At 65.5% G+C, this 18,721-nt stretch carries 14 protein-coding genes and 1 pseudogene; 4 read left to right on the top strand and 11 right to left on the bottom strand.

Features of this window, described 5'->3' with window-relative positions; translation table 11 throughout:
- Positions 1 to 21: 21 nt before the first annotated feature.
- The 4 genes from gntR to CL52_RS09220 are packed head-to-tail and all read right to left on the bottom strand — an operon-like array spanning position 22 to position 4,564.
- Positions 22 to 1,041, bottom strand: a complete 1,020-nt coding sequence (gntR, locus tag CL52_RS09235) for an HTH-type transcriptional regulator GntR (RefSeq protein WP_043220071.1) — start codon at positions 1,039 to 1,041, stop codon at positions 22 to 24.
- Positions 1,042 to 1,098: 57 nt separating this feature from the next.
- Positions 1,099 to 2,115, bottom strand: a complete 1,017-nt coding sequence (locus tag CL52_RS09230) for a TRAP transporter substrate-binding protein (RefSeq protein ID WP_043220069.1) — start codon at positions 2,113 to 2,115, stop codon at positions 1,099 to 1,101.
- 40 nt (positions 2,116 to 2,155) lie between these two features.
- On the bottom strand, positions 2,156 to 3,433 hold the full coding sequence (locus tag CL52_RS09225) for a TRAP transporter large permease subunit (protein ID WP_043220067.1): 1,278 nt from the start codon (positions 3,431 to 3,433) through the stop codon (positions 2,156 to 2,158).
- 51 nt (positions 3,434 to 3,484) lie between these two features.
- Entirely contained in the window at positions 3,485 to 4,564 is a 1,080-nt protein-coding gene (locus tag CL52_RS09220) for a gluconokinase, GntK/IdnK-type (protein WP_082042014.1), read from the bottom strand.
- A 227-nt stretch (positions 4,565 to 4,791) separates the two neighbouring features.
- Between CL52_RS09220 and CL52_RS09215 the strand changes: the two genes are divergently transcribed.
- Complete coding sequence (locus CL52_RS09215) at positions 4,792 to 5,070, top strand: peptidylprolyl isomerase (RefSeq protein WP_011913333.1); 279 nt, start codon at positions 4,792 to 4,794, stop codon at positions 5,068 to 5,070.
- 34 nt (positions 5,071 to 5,104) lie between these two features.
- On the opposite strand, the gene CL52_RS09210 is transcribed toward CL52_RS09215, so the two are convergent.
- The 7 genes and pseudogenes from CL52_RS09210 to CL52_RS21435 all read right to left on the bottom strand — a co-directional run.
- Complete coding sequence (locus CL52_RS09210) at positions 5,105 to 7,066, bottom strand: PhoX family protein (protein ID WP_043220062.1); 1,962 nt, start codon at positions 7,064 to 7,066, stop codon at positions 5,105 to 5,107.
- A gap of 33 nt (positions 7,067 to 7,099) precedes the next feature.
- Entirely contained in the window at positions 7,100 to 7,918 is an 819-nt protein-coding gene (locus CL52_RS09205; protein ID WP_144385183.1) for an energy transducer TonB, read from the bottom strand.
- Entirely contained in the window at positions 7,915 to 8,376 is a 462-nt protein-coding gene (gene tolR, locus CL52_RS09200) for a protein TolR (protein WP_041105616.1), read from the bottom strand. Before tolR ends, CL52_RS09205 begins: the two co-directional genes overlap by 4 nt.
- Before the next feature lie 13 nt (positions 8,377 to 8,389).
- Positions 8,390 to 9,103, bottom strand: coding sequence for a protein TolQ (gene tolQ / locus CL52_RS09195; protein ID WP_043220060.1), 714 nt, complete (start codon positions 9,101 to 9,103; stop codon positions 8,390 to 8,392).
- Between the two features lie 81 nt (positions 9,104 to 9,184).
- Complete coding sequence (locus tag CL52_RS09190) at positions 9,185 to 11,101, bottom strand: phytase (RefSeq protein WP_043220057.1); 1,917 nt, start codon at positions 11,099 to 11,101, stop codon at positions 9,185 to 9,187.
- Positions 11,102 to 11,176: 75 nt separating this feature from the next.
- Complete coding sequence (locus CL52_RS21440; RefSeq protein WP_235366406.1) at positions 11,177 to 12,475, bottom strand: TonB-dependent receptor domain-containing protein; 1,299 nt, start codon at positions 12,473 to 12,475, stop codon at positions 11,177 to 11,179.
- Positions 12,375 to 13,553 (bottom strand): annotated as a pseudogene (locus tag CL52_RS21435) (TonB-dependent receptor plug domain-containing protein); the annotation flags it as partial. The pseudogene CL52_RS21435 and the gene CL52_RS21440, both read right to left, overlap by 101 nt.
- A gap of 1,221 nt (positions 13,554 to 14,774) precedes the next feature.
- On the opposite strand from CL52_RS21435, the gene CL52_RS09180 reads away from it, so the two are divergent.
- The 3 genes from CL52_RS09180 (at position 14,775) to CL52_RS09170 (ending at position 18,706) form a co-directional block, all read left to right on the top strand.
- Positions 14,775 to 15,689: a GGDEF domain-containing protein gene (locus CL52_RS09180; protein WP_043220055.1), complete on the top strand. Its 915-nt coding sequence runs from the start codon at positions 14,775 to 14,777 to the stop codon at positions 15,687 to 15,689.
- Positions 15,690 to 15,698: 9 nt separating this feature from the next.
- Positions 15,699 to 16,709 carry an AraC family transcriptional regulator gene (locus CL52_RS09175; RefSeq protein WP_043220053.1) on the top strand — a complete coding sequence of 337 codons (1,011 nt, stop codon included), beginning with the start codon at positions 15,699 to 15,701 and terminating at the stop codon, positions 16,707 to 16,709.
- Positions 16,710 to 17,116: 407 nt separating this feature from the next.
- Positions 17,117 to 18,706 (top strand): ABC-F family ATPase, encoded by a 1,590-nt coding sequence (locus CL52_RS09170; RefSeq protein ID WP_043220051.1) that lies wholly within the window; start codon positions 17,117 to 17,119, stop codon positions 18,704 to 18,706.
- The last annotated feature ends 15 nt before the right edge of the window (positions 18,707 to 18,721 follow it).

Genomic DNA, 18,721 nt, shown 5'->3' with positions numbered 1-18,721 from the left:
AGCCGGCGTCGTCTGTCCGGCTCAGGCGCTGTCGCGCATGACCACTTCGAAGCCCACGTCGATGCAACGCTCGGCGGGCTGCTGACCGCGCATCAGGCCGAGCAGCATCTGCGCCGCCAGCGTGCCGATCTCGCCACGCGGCGTGCGCACGGTACTCAGCGCCGGGTGCATCCAGGCCGCCGCCGGCAGATCGTTGAAACCGGCAATCGCCAACCGCCCCGGCACTTCGAGCCCCAGCTGATGGGCGCGAAACAGCGCACCGAGGGCCAGGTCGTCGTTGTTGAAGAACACCGCGTCGATCTGCGGATGCTGCGCCAGAAGGCGATCCAGCAGCTCGGCACCGAGGCCGATGGAGGACAGCTGCGGCGTCAGTAGCTCCAGGGTCGGCTCATAGCGGCCGGCCTCGCGCATGGCCTGGCGGTAGCCTTCGGCGCGCTGCAGGGTGCGCGGGTCCAGCTGCGCCGCGGCGAAAGCGACATGACGGTAGCCGCGCGCAAGCAGCGTGCGGGTCATGGCCGCGCCGGCCTGCAATTGCGAGAAGCCCACGCAGTAGTCGTCCGGCCGCTCGCTCAGCTCCATCAGCGTGACCATCGGCGCGGTGTAGTTGGCCAGCACCGCACGGGCGGCGTCGCTGCGTTCGAATCCGGTGATCAGCAGGCCGGCCGGCTGATGGGCCAGGTAGGCGCGCAGCAGGCGTTCGTCCTCCTCGGGCCGATAGTGGCTGACGCCGATCATCATCTCGTAGCCCGCCGGCATCAGTACTCGCTGAATGGCCTCGACGGTATCGACGAACACTGCGTTGGACAGCGAAGGGATGATCACCGCGACCAGATTGGAGCGTGAGCTGGCCAGGCTGCGCGCCGCCGGATGCGGCACATAGCCGAGCGCCTTGACGGCCTCGTCGACGCGCTCGCGCAGCGCGTCTGACACCCTTTCCGGTTGCGACAAGGCGCGCGACGCGGACATCAACGAGCACCCGGCGCGGCGTGCGACATCGGACAGGGTGACCCGCTCGGCAGAGCGGCGACGACGTGTGGTCATGCGCGTTCCATGGGTTGAAAGCGGCGGATTCTAGCAGCGGGCGGGGGCCGGTCGCGCCTAGCGCTCGGCCTTTTCCGCCTCGGCGCGGACCTGGTCGAACAGCTCCTGGCCAACGGAGTCGATCACCGTCTGGATCGCCGGCTGCGCCCGTTCGCGCATGCGCCGGATCTGCTCCGGGCTGACCTCGTTGACCTGCATGCCGTGCTCTTTCAGCGCCGCCAGTGCCTGGCTGGCCTCGCGCCGGGTGTCCTCGCGCTCGGCGTCACGCGCCTTCTCGGCGGCGGCCATGATGATCCCCTGTTCGGTTTGCGAAAGGCCGTCCCACCAGCGCTTGGACGCCGTGACGATCCAGGGGCTGTAGACGTGATTGGTCACGCTGAGGAACTTCTGCACTTCATAGAACTTGGAGGACAGGATGGTGTTGTAGGGGTTTTCCTGGCCGTCGACCGCCTCCGTTTCCAGTGCAGTGAACAGCTCGGAGAACGGCAGCGGTACTGCATTGGCGCCCATCAGCTTGAAGGTGTCGATGAACACCGGGTTGGGCATCACGCGCAGCTTGATGCCGTCGAAGTCCTCGAGCTTCTCGATCGGCCGGGTGCTGTTGGTCACGTTGCGAAAGCCGTTCTCCCAGTAGACCAGCCCGACCAGGCCCTTCTCCTCGAGCTTGTTCATGATCTGCCGGCCCACCGGGCCATCCAGCACCTGATCGGCCTGGTGTGGATCGCTGAAGAGAAACGGCGTGTCCCACACCGCCATTTCCGGCGTGATGCCGACCAACGTCGCCGTCGAGCCGACCATCATTTCCTGCGCACCACCGATCAGCGCGTTCTGCATCTGGTCGTCCGAGCCCAGGCTGGCCGAACCAAAGGTGCGCACCTTCAGCTTGCCGCCCGAGGCCTTGGCTATTTCCTCGGCAAGCAGCTTGGCCGCCCTGCCCTGGTTGCTGTCTTCGTTGAGGCCGTAGCCGAAGCGGATCATCCGCGGGCGGATGTCGTCGGCCGCCTGTGCATGGCCAAGCCCAAGCGTGCTGCCGAGCAGTGCGGCTGTCAGGGTGCCGATGAGGAGTCGTTTCATGAGGCGGTACCTTCTTGTTGTTGGCGGTGGGACGAGCCCCCTAGCGCAGCCAGGCCAGGGGCACGGTGACGAGCGAGGGCACGGCGATGAGCAGCCCGACGATCGCCAGGTAGACGAGAAAGAACGGCGTCACGCCGCGCACCAGGGTTTCCATGCGCAACCGGCCGATGCCGCCGACTACGTTGAGCACGGTACCTACCGGCGGGCTGATCAGCCCGATGGAACCGATCAGCACGAACATCACGCCGAAGTACACCGGGTCGACTCCGGCCTTGGTCGCGATCGGCGCCAGCACCGGACCGAGGATGAGGATGGTCGGAGTCAGGTCCAGGACCATGCCGACGGCGATCATCAGCAGCATGATGGCGACCATCAGCAGCCTGGGGTCCTGCGCCAGCGGGCCGAGCATCGCCGCGATCTCGTCGGGCAGTTGTGCCAGGGTGATCATGTACGCCGACACCGTCGCCGCGGCGCAGAGAAACATCACCGAGGCCGTGGTGCGACTGGCGCGGGTGAGCACCTCGACCAGCCCGGCCCAGGTCAGCTCGCGATACAGCAGGGTCGAGACCGCCAGCGCGTAGACCGCGGCGACCACGGCGGCTTCGGTAGGGGTGAACAGCCCACCGCGCAGGCCGCCGACGATGATCACCGGCAACATCAGCGCCGCCGCCCCATCGACCAGCACGCGGCGGCGAACGGCGCCGCTGGCCTTTTCCTGTTTCGGTTCGTCGATGCGCCGGGCGATCAGCGTCCAGCCGACCACCAGGCCCATGCCCATGATCAGCCCCGGCACCATGCCGGCGAGAAACAGCTGGCTGATCGAGGTGCCGGTCACCACGCCATAGATCACGAACGGCATCGATGGCGGAATGATCGGGGCGATGATCCCGCCCGCCGCCACCAGCCCCGAGGACGAGCTCAGCGGATAGCCGCGCTCGCGCATCATCGGCAGCAGCAGCGTGGCCAGCGCGGCGGTATCGGCCAGGGCTGAGCCGGACATGCTGGCCAACAGCACCGAGGCGGCAATTGCCACATACCCCAGGCCACCGCGCTTGTGACCGAAATAGGCCTGGGCCATGGCGATGATGCGCCGCGAGATGCCGCCGGCGTTCATCAGCTCGCCGGCGAGGATGAAGAACGGCACGGCCAGCAGCGGGAAGCTGTCGGCGCCGGCCTGGAGGTTCTGCGCGAGCAGCTGCACATCCCAGAAGTCCAGGTACCACATCAGCACCGAGCCGGTCAGCAGCAGCGCGAAGGCGATGGGCATGCCGAGCGTCATGAAGCCCAGCAGCGATGAAAGAAAGACGACGACGGTCATGAGAGGTCCTCGGTTGGGCAGTGCCCGTATTGTTCTGAGCGCGGCGTCGCTTCAGTCAGCGGTGACATTCGCAGCGGCAACCGCCGAAGGCTGGTCGCGCCGCCAGACATTCACCAGTTGCAGCAACGCCAGTACCGCCAGCGCGACCATGCTGGCGGCCACCGGCAACATCGCCAGCCCCAGCGGGTAGCCGACCACCGGGCTGTTGATGGTCCAGCCGAACTGCATCTGGTTCCAGCCGCCCCAGGCCGCCAGGCAACTCGCGCCCGCCACCAGCAGCCAGCTCAGCGAGTCGACCAGCCGGCGCAGCAGATGCGGGAAGCGATCGCGCAACATGGCGAAGCTCATCAGCTCGCCGCGACGCATGCTCGAAGCGACGCCGACGAATACCAGCCAGACGAACGCCAGCCGCGACAGCTCCTCGGCGCCGGTCCAGCCGGTACCGAAGGCGTAGCGCAGCACCACGCTGGAAAACACCACGATGACCATGAAGGCCATCAGCGCAGCCATCAGCCAATCGGTCAGGCGGTCGAACTGCTGGGCGACCGCGCCGCGGTAGATCGGCTCGTTGGTCAGCGGCGGCGCTGTGGTAGCGCTATCAAACGGGCGCGAAGAAAGATCGGCCCGGGTTTCGATCAGCTCATCCAGACCGGCGCCCTGCATCCATTCGACGATCTGGCGCAGGACGACTTCGCGGGGCTGGCTGGCATCCACGGTCAATACGCCGGGTTCGCCCTCCGGTGATTCCAGCGTGGCGAACTGGCTATCGACCAGGGAGATCGGCATGAAATGCCCCGGGCGCGCACCGACGCGCTGCACCGCGGTGTCGTAATCGATGGCCAGATGGGCGAAGCGCAGCCCCGGGACGGCGCTGCGCAAGAGTTCGCGGTAACTGCGCTTGAGCGCCGAGCAGGCCAGCACGAAGCCACTGCCGCTCTCGAGCGTGCGCTGCATCTCGCCGATCAGGGCGTGCAGCCATTGCACGCGGTCGGCGTCGGACAGCGGCGTGCCGGCACGCATGCGCGCGACGTTTTCCGCAGGGTGAAAGTTGTCCGCCTCGATGTGCGGCAGGCCGAGCGCGTCGGCGACGGCGTGGCTGGTATCGGTCTTGCCCGAACCGCTCACGCCCATGACGACCAGGACCGGCAACGCGGTAGCCCGGAAAGGCTGCTTTGAAGGCATGCGGGAAATCCGTTGTTGTTGTGTTTGTCGGGCTGGATGTTAGCGCTACCAGCACCGAACACAGAACTACCGTTCGTCGAGCCTGGCAGGACGCTCCGCAAAGCGCAGCGGCGGCGCAATCGACAACCGCGCCAGGGCGACTACAATCGCGCCCCTCAATGCACGAGGATCGCGACATGCCCAAAGCCATGGCCCGCCATATTCTGGTCAAGACCGAAGCCGAAGCCGCGCAACTGAAAAAGCGCCTGGCCAATGGCGAGGCGTTCGACGTGCTGGCGCGCAAGTATTCGACCTGCCCGTCCGGGAAGAAAGGCGGCGACCTCGGCGAGGTGCGCCCGGGGCAGATGGTGCGCAGCATCGATCAGGTGATCTTCAAAAAGCCGCTGCGCGAGGTGCATGGTCCGGTCAAGAGCCAGTTCGGTTACCACCTGGTGCAGGTGTTCTACCGCGACTGACAGCGGCGGCCCCCGCGAGCCGCCGCTGGCGGCTTCAGGTACCGATCACGCCGCCGTCATTCTTGGTGATGAGCACCGTCGAAGCGCGTGGGCGTGTCTTGCCGTCGCCGGCCGGGAAGCTCAGTTCAGGGTGCTGCACGTTGATCCACATGGCGCGGTAGTCGGGGCTCCAGGTGATGCCGGTGATCTCGCAGCCGCGCGGGCCGACCAGAAAGCGCCGGACCTCGCGGGTGGTCGGGTCGGCGCAGAGCAACTGGTTCGTCCCCATCGCCTGCATGGCCGGCTCGTCATCACCGTAGTCCGTCTCGATCCACAGGCGCCCGTCGGCGTCGAATGCCAAACCGTCCGGCGAGGAGAAAATATCGCCATCGATGGTGCCAATCAGGTTCGCCGGTAGCGGCTGGCCCGTCTGGTCCCGAGCGCCGGACCGTTCACCGGCCAGCAGGAACAGCTCCCAGGTAAAGGTTGTCGCCGTCGGGTCTCCCGCAGCTTCCTGCCAGCGCAGGATCTGGCCGTGCAGGTTGTGCGGCCGGGGGTTGGCCTTGTCGGTCGGCTGCTTGCCGCCCCGCTCGTCGTTGTTGGTCAGGGTCACGTAGACCTCGCGGCTGCGCGGGTGCACGGCGACCCATTCGGGGCGGTCCATCGGCGTCGCTCCAGCTCTGTCGGCCGCGGCCCGGGCATTGAGCAGCACCTGGGCCTGATCGGCGAAACCATTGGCGGCGGTCAGGCCGTTCTGCCCGTGCACCAGCGCCAGCCAGCGGCCGCTGCCATCAGCATCGAAGCGCGCGACGTACAGGGTGCCGCTGTCGAGCAGGCGGCGGTTGGCCTGGTCGGCGCCGGGGACGTAGCGACCGTCGGGTACGAACTTGTAGATGTACTCGCCCTTGGTGTCATCGCCGGAGTAGTACGCCATGCGGCCATCCTCGCCAAGCGACAGCACTGCACATTCGCGGCAGTAGCGGCCGAAGGCGGTGCGCTTGACCGGCTTGCTGCGCGGGTCGAACGGATCGACTTCCACGACCCAGCCAAAGCGGTTCGGTTCATGTACATGCCCGCCGTAGGGCTGGGTCGGGTCCGGGGTGGCATCGAAGCGGGGATCGGCGGTTTCCCAACCATAGAGCTTGCTCGGCCCCTGGCCGGCGATTCCATAGCGCTTGTGCGAGACGCGCTGCGCCAGATCGTCGGCGTCGCGATTGACGAAGTAGTTGTGCCAGTTCTCCTCGCAAACCAGGTAGGTGCCCCACGGCGTAAAGCCGCTCGAGCAGTTGTTCAACGTTCCCAGGATCTCTTGCCCGCTTGGATCGGAGGCGGTTCTAAGCGCTTCGTGGCCCGCCAGCGGCCCACTCACGGCCATCGGCGTCATGGCCGTGAGGCGCCGGTTGTAGGCAGACGGCATGACGCGCTGCCAACGACCCTCGGCATCCTTCTTCACCTCGATAATGCTGACGCCATGGGCGGCCTGCTCCTTGCGCACCTCATCCAGCGGTCGTTTGCCGTCAACCACCTGCATGCCGTCGGGATGCAGCGGCGGGTTGACGTATTCGTGGTTGATCGCCAGCAGGCCATGGCCGTTGGGGTCGTCGGGAAACGGGAAAAAGTGCATGCCGTCATGATTGTCACCGGCCTGCTTGAGCTGGGCCTGCCAGTCATCGCTGGCATCGGGCTGCCACTGCGGGGCGTCGGCGAGCACCGCATCGCCCCAGGAGAAAAACACCCGCGCGTTATAGCCGGGGGCCACCTCAACCCCGTCGAAGGCAGGGTCGAGCTTCGGCGGGATGCCCTCGAAGCCCAGCAACGACTCGCGCCCGGTCGCGCTGCGACAGGCTGCGAGCCCGCCGCCGAGGAAGGCGATCGCGGTCAGGCCGAGGCCACCCTTGAGCAGGCTGCGCCGACCACGGTCGGCCAGTTGGCCAAGGCTCGGATTGTGGCTGGGGTTGATGGAATCGTCGTCGAGCGCCGCGAGCGCGGCGTGGAAATCCTTGAAGTCCTGTTTCATCGGGGGGCTCGTCTGCTCTTTGAGTCGGGCGCATCACTGGATGCGGTAATGAAAGGTGTTTCTGACTTCGGGCACCGCGACGGCACGGCCGTCGATGATGCGCGGGCGATAGCGAAAGCTGCGGGCTGCGGTCAGCGACGGCTGCACGAACAGCGGGTGGCAGTCATCGAGGGCCCGGGGGTGTTCGATCCTGCCCTGCGCGTTGACGGCGTAGGCGACCGTGCAGCTGCCTTCCAGGCCTCGGTCGAGGGCCCGTGCCGGATAGGCCGGCTCCTTCTTTTCGATCGGCAGATCCCTCCGGCTGGCCAGCGCTTCGGCGTCCCGCCGCGCACGCTCGGCGGCGGCTGCCGCGGCCTGGCGCTCGGCCTCGGCACGCGCTTGGGCCTGGGCCTCGGCGCGGGCCTGCGCTTGCTGGGCGAGCCGCTCTTCGCGCAAGCGTTCCTGCCGCTCGCGCTCGGCCTGTTCGCGGCGTTCGCGTGCCTGCTCGCGCTTGACCCGCTCCGCCTCCAGGCGCTGCTGCTCGGCCCGTTTGAACGCAAGCTCGGCCTGCTCGAGCTGTCGCGCCTGCGGCTCGACCGGGGTCTCCGCGGCTTCGGCGACCGGCTCAGCTGGCGGCGGTTCGGCGGCCACAGGCGGTGCGGCATGCTCCACCGGGGGTGGCAGGCTGACCAACTGGGTACGCATCACCTCGGGCACGCCGGCCGTTTCCAGCGCCGGCGTCCAGCCATGCAGCAGCAGGCCGAGCACGCCGGCATGCAGCGCCAGGGCAACGCCTGCAGCACCGACGCGACCGCGCCAGGCGCCATGTTCCGCGAGGCAGTTCGTAGGCGGCATCACGCTGAGGCTGCTCATGGCGCGGCGGGCTCGGCCGGGGCTTCGGTGATCAGCCCGAGGTTGACCACACCGCCACGCTGCAGCTCGGCGATCCCTGCGACCACACGACCGTAGTCGGCGGCCTGATCGGCGCGGACGTAAACCTGCGTATCGCCGTTCGCCGCGATGATGGCCGCCACCTTGTCACGCAGCTCGGCCAGGTCGACCGCGCTGTCGGTCTGGTTCTCGACGTCGAGCGCCGGGCCCAGATTCCAATAGAAGGTGCCGTCGGCCTTCACCGAGAGCGTGAGAATCTGCCGCTCGTTTTCCACCGGCATCGCTTCGGCGGCGACCTTCGGCAGCTCGAGCTTCACGCCCTGCACCAGCATCGGTGCGGTGACCATGAAGATCACCAGCAGCACGAGCATCACGTCGATGTAGGGGACAACGTTCATTTCGGCCTTCGGGCCGTGTTTGCGCTGAGGTTTGACCAGCATGACGGCGTCCTCCTCAGGCAGCGGCGGCGACGTTTGGCACCCCGGCGTGCAGGCGACGATGCAGCCGCGCCTGCAGCTCGTTGGCAAAGCTGTAATAGGTACCAGCCAGCTGCTGACCGCGGGCGGCGAAACGGTTGTAGGCCATCACCGCAGGAATCGCGGCGAACAGGCCGATCGCAGTGGCGATCAGCGCTTCGGCAATGCCCGGCGCCACGGTCGACAGGGTCGCCTGCTGCACCTGCGACAGGCCGAGGAACGAATTCATGATTCCCCAGACGGTGCCGAACAGGCCGATGTAGGGGCTCACCGAACCGATGGTGGCGAGCAACGGCAGGCCGACCTCCAGCCGTGCCTCCTGCTCGGCGATGGCGACATACAGGTTGCGCTCGACGCCTTCGATGACAGCTTCCGGGGCGATGCCAGGTTCGCGCTGCAGTTGGTCGAAGGCCTGGTAGCCGACCTCGAAGATCCCTTGCAGCGGCGCATTCCCGTGCGCGGGTCGCGCCCTTGCATCGCGGTACAGCGGCGCCAGCTCATCGCTGCTTCGAAAACGCTGCAGGAACCCCCGCGAGGCCTGCTCCCAGCGACGCAGGGCCACGCCACGCTGGACGATCAGATACCAGCTGCAGAGCGAGGCCAGTACCAGCGCGGCCATGACCAGTTGCACCACCAGGCTGGCCTCGCTGACCAGCCCCCAGACCGACATTTGTTCAAGCGAATCGTGCATCTCGTGTACTCCGGCCGTCTCGCGGACGGCGTTCATTGGATGGCATGCGGGTTACGAAATCGTGACGCCGCGGGAACGGGCTCAGTCGAGCCCCAGCGCATCGGCAACCGCCGACCAGGGCAGGTACTTGTAGTTCTGCGTCCCCTCGGGCATGCGCTTGCGGCCGTCCTGCACCACCAGCATGCCGCGGTTCCAGATGCCGCCGAGGTCTGCCGAGGTGACTTCCAGCCCATCGGTCTCGGACGCGCCGTCGATGCCGCGCTCGGCATTCAGGCCGACCCGGAAGGCGCCGCGCACGGCGTAGGGCGCCTGGGCATCGAGCACCACGTAGCTGTCGTTGCCCTGGCTGGAAATCACCAGGTAGTCGCCGCGCTCGCCGTGGTAGATGGCCAGTCCTTCGATGTCGTCGTAGACCGGCCCGCCGACACCGATGACCTGCTCCGGCATCGCCGGCACTTCGGCGCGGGCATCGACCACCCATACCGCGACGTCTTCCTCGCCGACGAACAGCCGCTCGCTGCGGTCGTCGGCCACGCAACCCTCGGGCTGGCTGTCCAGCTTGAAGCGCCGCACCAGCTCGCCACGCGGCTGGCCGGAGCTGCCATCGAGGCGGTACTGCAGGAAGGTGCCGTCCTTGTCGTTGGCGATGGCGTAGGTAGTGCCCTGGCGATCCTGGAACATGCACAGGCCATAGATTTCGCTTAGCGGCGTGGCGACCTCGCCGATATCGCGGAGCACCCCGCTCGCCCGGTCGATGGCGAACAGGTGCAGGCTGTTGTGATCGCGATTGCTGGCCACGGCCAGGTCCACGCGTTTGCTGCCAAGGCGGAAGCCACTGCGCACATCGACGTTGTTCAACCGGCCGACGGGCAGGTCCTGCACCTGACTGCCGTCGAGGTCGTACACCACCAGGCCGCCCTTCTTGTCGGTGCCGAGCACGCGGCTCCCAGCCGGATCGCGAGGATGGACCCAGATCGCCGGATCATCGGCGGCATCGCCCAGGCTCGGCACCGGGCCGGTCTCCACCGCGGCCGGCAGGCTGACGATCGGCTCGGCTTGCGACAGGGCGGTCGGTTGCCAGTCCAGCCGGGCCGACTGCAGGCCGCGTTCGTCCGCCAGCAGCAGCTCGACGCCCTCGGCACCGCGGCGCGCGCTGATGCGTTCCGGTTCGTCGAAACCGTCCAGTGCGATGACCTCATCGGCTTGCCAGCCGGCTTCGTTCTGCCGGTACAGATGCAGCACCGAGGCTTCGGGATCGAGCGCCAGCAGTCCGCCCGCCACCAGGGTCATGCCCGCTGCGGCATGGGCCAGGCTGCCGAACGGCTGGCGCAGATCGACCGGCTCACGCTGCAACGGCGCCTCGGCGTCGGCCGGGTAACGCCAAAAGCCGACGGACTCCTCGTTGACATAGAGCTGCCCACTGGCATCGTCCGTCTGGCAGAAGGCGCTCTGCGGCGGCAGGCTGAGCCCGCGCACCCGTCGCGCCTCACCGAGCAGGCGGCCCTGACTGCCGACCAGCCATTGCTCGCCGACGCCCTCCTCACCGAGCAGAAACACGAAGTCGTTGTGCGCGCTGTCGCGGTACAGGCACAGCCCCTCGATGGCGAATGCGGTGCGCGGCAGGTACAGCGGCTGGCTCCAGGCACGCGCGGCATTCAGGCCGATCAGCATCGTCTGCTGGCGCTTGCGCTCGACCGTGGCGAGCAGCAGGCCCTGGCGGTCGACGCGATGGTCCAGTCCTTCGAAGCGCCCGGCGTGGCGCGCCAGGCTGTTACCGGCGGCGTCCAGCAGCTGCAGGCCCTGGTCATCGACCTGGACACGGTCGGCGCCGGTCCAGGGGGTGTCGCCGTTTAGCAGCTGGGCGTACTCGAGGCCGGCCAGCAGCGGTTCGCTGATGTTCAGCTGGGCCGACTTCGCCGGTGTATCTGGTTGCGTGGACTGGCAGGCCGCCAATGCGATGCACAGGCCGAGCAGCATGGTTTTGGGTAATGCGTTCATGGTGTATCCATTCAGGCTGCCGCCTGCCGGCGCCCGACCGAAAAGGGGAACGGCGGGCACCGGCGCGGCATGGGGTCAGAAGTGGGTGAGGGTCAGGCCGAGCTTGTAGGTCGGGCCGTACTCTTCGTACTGGGCGTTGTAGGCGCGGCGGCCGCTGTAGACGTAGTAGGACTCGTCCGTCAGGTTCAGCGCCTCGAAGGTCAGCTGCAGGCTCGGCGTGATGAAGTAGCCCGCCTTGAAATCGACGAACAGCTGATCGTCGACGTACAGGTCGTGCGCCTCGTCGTCGATGCCAGCCACCTCGTAGAGGTAGTCCGACTTGTAGTTCGCAGCCAGGCGCAGGTTGAGCCGGTCGTTCTCCCAGCCGAGCATCAGGTTGCCGACCGTGTCGGAGTGGTTTGGCAGGTCGATGCTGCGCCGCATGCCCTGCCCTTCGATGTCCGCGTCGGACTGGCTGAAGGTGGCGTTGGCGCCCAGCAACAGGCCGTTCCACGGCGCCGGCAGCCAGTCGAGCTTCTGCGAGTAGGCCAGCTCCAGGCCGTAGAGCTTCGCGCTGCTGCCGTTCTGGAAACTGAGCGCTTCGTCGAACGCGGCCCACTGGCCGGTGCCGGCCAGATCGGTGTTGTAGATGAAGTTATCGATGTCCTTGTAGAACAGGTACGCCGACACCACGCCGGCGCGGCCCATGTAGTGCTCGATGCCGAGGTCGTAGTTGATCGATTCCAGCGGCTTGAGATCGGGGTTGCCGAACTCGGCGTCGTTGCCGTCGATGACGAAACCGGGCGCCAGCTGGCCGAAGGTCGGGCGCACTACGCTGTTGGTCCAGGCGGCACGGATCATGGTGTCGTCGGTCAGCTGGTAGCGCAGGTGCAGCCCCGGCAGCCAGTGGTCATAACGACTGCTGCTGGAGATCGACTCGAACTGGTCATCGCGCAGGCCGGTGCCCTTGGCGCTGAAGCGCGTGCCCTCGTAGCGCAGGCCGGCGATGACGCGCCAGCGGTCGATATCCACGGTGTTCATCAGGTAGGCGGCGTTGATGTCCTCGTGCATGTCGAAGTCATTGATGCGCGACTCCTCCTCATCGTAGAACTCGCTGGCATCCAGACCGCCAATCGCGCCCTCGATGGCCGAGGCACTGATGCCCGGGCCGAAGCGGCCGAGCGCATAGTCGACGTTGCCGCCCTGAAAGTCGGCCAATGTCGTCGAAATCGTCGTATTTCCAGACCTCGTTATCGTTGTCCTTGTGCCGGCGGCTGAGCTTGCCGCCGAACTTGGCCTGCGCGGCGTAACCCTGGATGTCGTACTCGCGCGCCAGGTCCAGGCGGATGTTCTTCTCGCGGTCGCGGGTGTCGCTTTTCTCCCACTCCACTTCATCCAGCTCGAAGGACGCCGGGTCGTAGAAGGACGAATCGATAGTCAGGCGCGGCTTGCGGCTGCTGGAAAAGCCGGCATCGGCGAAATCGCCCTCGAAGGTCGCGCTGGCGATACCGCCCGGATTGCGCTCGCGCGACTGGCTGTAACCGGCCTGCCCGCTCAGGGTCCACAGGCCCATCATGCGTTCACCGCCGAACACGTAGGACTGCACGGTCTGGGTATCCTCGCGGGACTTCAGCTCGCGCCAGCCCTCGGCGTCACTGGTCTCGCCCGGCAGCTGCGAATCCTCGAAGGCAACACCGGCGGCGTTACGCGTTTCGGTGTCCTTGAAGCGGCTGTACAGCGTACGCAGGTAATAGCTGCTGACATCGTCCGGCTTGTAATCGAAGTTCAGCCCGAAGCCGGTGCGCTCGCGGGTGATCTCGTAGTCGCGCTGCTCGAGTTCCTCCAGCCGCGCGCCGTCGTCGGCGAAGTCCCACTTGCCGCCGGTCTCGACGTTGTCCGAGCCGAAGTCGCGCTCCTGCCAGCTGACGGCTGCGGCGACACCGAAATTGTCGACGCCATCGCCCAGGCTGAAGCGGTCGCTAATGGCGCCGGAGAATTTCGGGCTGGTCTTGTCGACGTTGTCGTCATAGCTGCCCTCGCCGCTGAGGCTGTAGAACAGCCCGTCATGGTCGAAGGCCGACAGGCTCTGTACCTCGATGGTGCCGCCCAGGGAATTGGCATCCATGTCCGGCGTCAGCGTCTTGACCACCGACAGCGACTGCACCAGCTCCGATGGCAGCACGTCGAGCGCCACGGCACGGCGATCGCTCTCCGGCGATGGGACCAGGGTGCCGTTGATGGTGACGCTGTTCAGGTCCGGCGCGATGCCGCGCACGCTGACGAAGCGCCCTTCACCCTGGTCGCGCTCGACCGAGATGCCCGGAATGCGCTGCAGCGCCTCGGCGGCGTTGTCGTCCGGCAGCTGGCCGATGCCATCGGCGTGAACCACGCTTTCGACGCTGTCGGAATTGCGCTGGTCCTTCAGTGCCTCGTCGATGCTGACCGCCTGGCCGATGACTTCGACGTGCTCCATGACCAGCGGCTCCTCGGCCCAGGCCGAACCGGCGCTGACAGCCAGGGCCAGCAGGCTGATGCGGAATCCTGCATGGCGGATGCCGCTGCGGTATGTGCTCATGAACAATCCCCCGAACGGTGTTTACCGGGTCCATCCCGGAACTGCAGCGGACGGTAGGTGGGGGATATGGCGGTTCTGTGACAGGAGGTTTGGGGAGGGGTTGGAAAGGTGGGTTTTGGGGGGATTTTGGAGGTGGGGTTGAGCTGATATGACCTGTTGTCAGGGGGTGCATAGGCTAGTCAGACGGATAGATAGAGCACTTCATTTTCTGCCTACCCCAAGCAGCTACCTGATGGGTCTCACCTCCTCTGGAAAAACCGATCATCGGTTCTGCCACGCCTCGGCTGCTGCCTGTTCCAGACGCACGACCATCAAGATGACGGAAGAGCGCCAGTCCTTTTTCCGAGTGTTCCGATACTTTTGTTTCGCGCTGCTGCGCGAGTTCCTTTTGGCAATCGCCCCAAAAGGAACCAAAAAGTCTTGCCCCTGCATCCGGCCCCGGCTTCGCCGGGGTTCGTTCTCTCCGCCGTCGCTCCGAGGGTCGCCGTACAAGGGCCATCCATGGCCCTTTACGGCTCTCGCGGCATCCATGCCGCTCGCCCCTCTCCGCGACGACTCCGTTCACCCTCCTGAAGGGGCGATTGGAGTCGCCTGATAGTTTTCAATCGATCAAAAACTACAAACCAAGCCTCTCTATCTGTCAGGCATCTCGGACTAACTCCCCCGTCAGGAGGCCGAGCGTAGGCGTTGCGCAGGGGGACGCGAGGCAGGACGCCGAGCGAGGAGTGAAGGGACAGGAACGTCCCTTCGCGACGGCCCCCGGAGCAGCGCCGAAGGGAGGGGAGTTTTGCGAAGCAAAACCCGGATGTCGGGGTGGCCTTCTCTTTGGTTACTTTCTCTTGGCCAGGCAAGAGAAAGTGACTCGCCCAGCAGGGCGAAACCTGAATCACCAGGCAACTCGGCAATCGGCATCGACTCGATGCCAGCAAGCCCCTCGTCCAGAACTGATCTGATCCATCAGGACAAACCACATTCCCGAGCCACCCCGCAAACCGTCCAATCAGCAACCAACCAAAAAAACCCTGAGCCAATTCAACCCCCACCCCATTCATCCAACCGTCACATCCATCTGTTTCCGTGCCCTCACGCACTGGCGCGAACCCTCGCCACGGAGACCCGATGAAATCCCTGCTCAAACTCCACACCCTCACCCTCCTCGGCCTCGCCCTGGCCGCCAACGTCGGTCTGCAGCTGCTCCTCGCCGTCGGCACGGTCAAATCCTGGGGCGAGATCGACTGGATGGACGTCGTCGGCGAAGGCGGTTGCGCAGCCCTCGCCCTCGCCTGGCTGATCATGCTGCTGCACAGCCGCCCGGCCGGCCGGGTGACGCGGTTGCTGGCGCTGGGTCTGGCCTGTATCTGTTTTTCCTGGTGGATGGACCTGCTCGACGAGTTCATCCAGATCCCCGCCGGAATCGCCTGGGACAACTGGCTGGAAACCGCGCCAATGCCGGTCGGCCTGATCCTGCTGACGTTCGGCATCTACCACCTGAACCAGGAACAGCGCGCCATCAGCCAGCAGATGAGCAAGCGGGAAAAGCACTTCCGCGAGCACCGGTTGTTCGACAAGCTGACCCCGCTGGGCGCGGCCGAGTATCTGCGTCAGCAGGTGCAGCGTGCGCTGTCACAGGCCCGCGAGGATGAGCAGCCGCTGTCGCTCGTCGCTGTCGATCTGGATGATTTTGCCGCGATCAATCAACGCTACGGGCCAGCCGAAGGCGATGCGGTGCTGCAGGCCGTCGCACAGTTGCTACTGCTGAACCTGCGCCGCCACGACCTCCTCTGCCGGCTCGCCGGCGATCGCTTCGTCGCGCTGCTGCCGAACACCGGAGAGCGCCAGGCGCAGACCATCGCCGGTGAGCTCGAAGCGGCGGTCGCCAGTCTTGCGCACCGGACGTCACGTCATGGCGAACGCCTCCATCTGCACGCTACGAGCTCAGCGCTCATGGCCGTTGACGAGAATGCGGATGAGCTGCTGCAGGCCCTCAACCTACGCCTGGCGGGGGCCAAGCAGACCCTGCCCCGCTGCGCCTGAGGCCAGGCGATGCCCAGCTACGAATGCGACACCCGCTTTATCGCCGCGCACCATCAGCCAGCGGTGCTCATCGACCTCGCGCTGTCACGCGGACAGGACAGCCACAAGCTGTTGCGGGGCACTGGTCTGTTCTACGAAGACATCACTTGCGGAGGCGCACAAGTCAGCCCGGCACAGTTCTTCACCCTTATTGCCAATGCCCGGCGCCTGCTCGATGCCGACGACAGCAGCTTCCTATTCGGGCAACGCTTGTTGCCGGGGCACTACGGTGAGGCCAGCCATGCGCTGAGCCATGCCTGCAACCTGCTGCAGGCACTCGAGCGGCTGCAGCGACTGCGCTCGCTGCTAAGTCCACTGCTGACGCCGCGATTGTTGTTCGATGAGCACCAGGCTCATCTTTACTGGCTCGATTGCTGCGGCGCGGGTGAACAGTGGCCATTCCTTGCCGAGGCCGGCGTCACCTCGGTCGTCGCCATGAGCCGGCAGCTAGCCGGCAAGCGCCTGCCCTGGCGCTTCCACTTCGATTTCGCGCAACCACGGCACATCGAACAGTACTGGGTCCATCTTGGTGAAGCGCTGACCTTCGATAGCCAGTTGACGATGATGAGTCTGCCTTATAGCTGCCTGCACGAAGCCTGGCCGCATGCTTCGGCGACCGCCGGGCATGTGGCCGAGCAGAACAGTCTTGCCGGGCTCACCTGGCGCAGCAGCTTCATCGACGAGCTGTACGACTACCTCCACGTACATATCCGCGAACCGCTCAACCTCGAGCGGGTCGCCCAGGCATTCGGCCTCAGCCCTGCCACGCTCAAGCGAAAGCTGCAGAAGCACGGCACACACTTCCAGGCGGAACTCGACCGTGTGCGCAAGCACGTTGCGCTGTATCTGTACCAAACCCGCGGCTTCACCAACGAAGAAGTTGCCGCCTACCTACGCTTCAACGACACGGCAAACTTCCGCCGCTCGTTCAAGCGCTGGACCGGCGTGGTGCCAAGCGGGTTGCGTCAGCTGTTTCAGTAAAGGCGCCGACACGGCCCCCATCTAACACTAACCTATTGATCAGCCAACCTTTTTTGGCTGATCAGAGGATGAGCAATCCAGCGCAAAGCCGCTGCGCATGGGCGCTGCAGCTCGGCGTAACGCTTCTATGCACCGGGTTGTCCACAGATTCTGTGGATTAATCCGCCTGAGCCCGTCATAGCCTCGGGTGGCACTTGCTGCATAAACGGCGGGCTGAACTCGGGCACGGCAAGTGTTACCATAACGCCCCTTTGCGCCGCAGCAAGCTCCTCGGCGAGCAAAGCCCTGTTGCCACGCAACCACATCCCTCTGCCAGCAGCGCCGCCCTCTGCGCGCAACGCGCACGCCAACGGCCGCCCACGCACCAGCCCTCTTAAACACCGTCATACAGCACGCAGGACAGACCCTTGATTTCTACCGCCAACATCACCATGCAGTTCGGCGCCAAGCCGCTATTCGAGAACGTGTCCGTCAAGTTCGGCAACGGCAATCGCTATGGCCTGATCGGCGCCAACGGTTGCGGCAAGTCGACCTTCATGAAGATTCTTGGCGGCGAACTCGAACCATCGGCCGGCCAAGTCATGCTCGAACCCAATACGCGCCTGGGCAAGCTGCGCCAGGACCAGTTCGCGTATGAAGACTTCTCAGTGATCGACACCGTGATCATGGGGCACGAGGAGCTCTGGCAGGTCAAGGCCGAACGCGACCGCATCTATGCGCTGCCGGAAATGAGCGAAGACGATGGCATGAAGGTCGCTGAACTCGAAGTCCAGTTCGCCGAGTACGACGGCTACACAGCCGAATCGCGCGCTGGCGAACTGCTGCTCGGGCTGGGGATTCCGCTGGACCAGCATTTCGGCCCGATGAGCGCAGTCGCGCCCGGCTGGAAGCTGCGCGTGCTGCTTGCGCAGGCGCTGTTTGCCGATCCCGAGGTGCTGTTGCTCGACGAGCCGACCAACCACCTCGACATCAATACCATCCGCTGGCTGGAAACCGTGCTCACCGCGCGCAACTCCACCATGATCATCATTTCCCACGACCGCCACTTCCTGAACTCGGTCTGCACTCACATGGCCGATCTGGACTATGGCGAGTTGCGCCTGTTCCCGGGCAACTATGACGAGTACATGACGGCAGCCACGCAAGCGCGCGAGCGTCTGCTGGCCGACAATGCGAAGAAGAAGGCGCAGATCGCCGAACTCCAGCAGTTCGTCAGCCGCTTTTCGGCGAACGCGTCCAAGGCCAAACAGGCCACCAGCCGAGCGCGTCAGATCGACAAGATTCAACTCGACGAAGTCAAGCCGTCCAGCCGCGTGAGCCCGTTCATCCGTTTCGAGCAGCAGAAAAAACTGCACCGCCAGGCGGTCACCCTGGAAGCAGTCGCTCAGGGCTACGACGGCGTACCGCTGTTCAAGAATCTCTCCATGCAGATCGAGGCCGGCGAACGCATCGCGATCATCGGCCCCAACGGCATCGGCAAGACCACCTTGCTGCGAACCCTGGTCGGTGACATGCCGGCCACCAGCGGCGAAGTGAAATGGGCTGAAAGCGCCGACGTAGGCTACTTCGCCCAAGACCACGCCGAGGACTTCGAGCAGGACATGAGCCTGTTCGACTGGATGTCGCAGTGGACAACCGGTGGCGAGCAGCTGGTACGCGGCACCCTGGGCCGCATGCTGTTCTCCAACGATGAGATCAAGAAGTCCGTGAAGGTGATTTCCGGTGGTGAGCAAGGGCGGATGCTGTTCGGCAAACTGATCCTCGCCAAACCGAACGTGCTAGTGATGGATGAGCCGACCAACCACCTCGATATGGAATCGATCGAAGCGCTGAACCTGGCCCTGGAGAACTACCCCGGCACGCTGATTTTCGTCAGTCACGACCGCGAGTTCGTTTCCTCGCTGGCCACGCGCATCATCGAACTCTCGGAGAACGGCATTACCGACTTCAGTGGTAGCTATGACGACTACCTGCGCAGCCAGGGCGTGATCATCTAACGGCCGAAACGCAAC

Origin of the sequence: Stutzerimonas balearica DSM 6083 (genome assembly GCF_000818015.1) — a bacterium.
GTDB lineage: Bacteria > Pseudomonadota > Gammaproteobacteria > Pseudomonadales > Pseudomonadaceae > Stutzerimonas > Stutzerimonas balearica.
Note: the sequence above shows the minus strand (reverse complement) of the source record. Positions and strands in the feature narration are given on the sequence as shown.

What these genes read in the sequence shown, in the direction of transcription:
- CL52_RS09215 (WP_011913333.1), top strand. Translation starts at nt 4,792, where the DNA reads ATGCCCAAAGCCATGGCCCGCCATATTCTGGTCAAGACCGAAGCCGAA.
- CL52_RS09230 (WP_043220069.1), bottom strand. Translation starts at nt 2,115, where the DNA reads ATGAAACGACTCCTCATCGGCACCCTGACAGCCGCACTGCTCGGCAGC.
- tolR (WP_041105616.1), bottom strand. Translation starts at nt 8,376, where the DNA reads ATGCTGGTCAAACCTCAGCGCAAACACGGCCCGAAGGCCGAAATGAAC.
- CL52_RS09205 (WP_144385183.1), bottom strand. Translation starts at nt 7,918, where the DNA reads ATGAGCAGCCTCAGCGTGATGCCGCCTACGAACTGCCTCGCGGAACAT.
- CL52_RS09210 (WP_043220062.1), bottom strand. Translation starts at nt 7,066, where the DNA reads ATGAAACAGGACTTCAAGGATTTCCACGCCGCGCTCGCGGCGCTCGAC.
- CL52_RS09220 (WP_082042014.1), bottom strand. Translation starts at nt 4,564, where the DNA reads ATGGGCGTGAGCGGTTCGGGCAAGACCGATACCAGCCACGCCGTCGCC.
- CL52_RS21440 (WP_235366406.1), bottom strand. Translation starts at nt 12,475, where the DNA reads ATGAAGTGGAGTGGGAGAAAAGCGACACCCGCGACCGCGAGAAGAACA.
- CL52_RS09225 (WP_043220067.1), bottom strand. Translation starts at nt 3,433, where the DNA reads ATGACCGTCGTCGTCTTTCTTTCATCGCTGCTGGGCTTCATGACGCTC.
- tolQ (WP_043220060.1), bottom strand. Translation starts at nt 9,103, where the DNA reads ATGCACGATTCGCTTGAACAAATGTCGGTCTGGGGGCTGGTCAGCGAG.
- CL52_RS09190 (WP_043220057.1), bottom strand. Translation starts at nt 11,101, where the DNA reads ATGAACGCATTACCCAAAACCATGCTGCTCGGCCTGTGCATCGCATTG.
- CL52_RS09180 (WP_043220055.1), top strand. Translation starts at nt 14,775, where the DNA reads ATGAAATCCCTGCTCAAACTCCACACCCTCACCCTCCTCGGCCTCGCC.
- CL52_RS09175 (WP_043220053.1), top strand. Translation starts at nt 15,699, where the DNA reads ATGCCCAGCTACGAATGCGACACCCGCTTTATCGCCGCGCACCATCAG.
- gntR (WP_043220071.1), bottom strand. Translation starts at nt 1,041, where the DNA reads ATGACCACACGTCGTCGCCGCTCTGCCGAGCGGGTCACCCTGTCCGAT.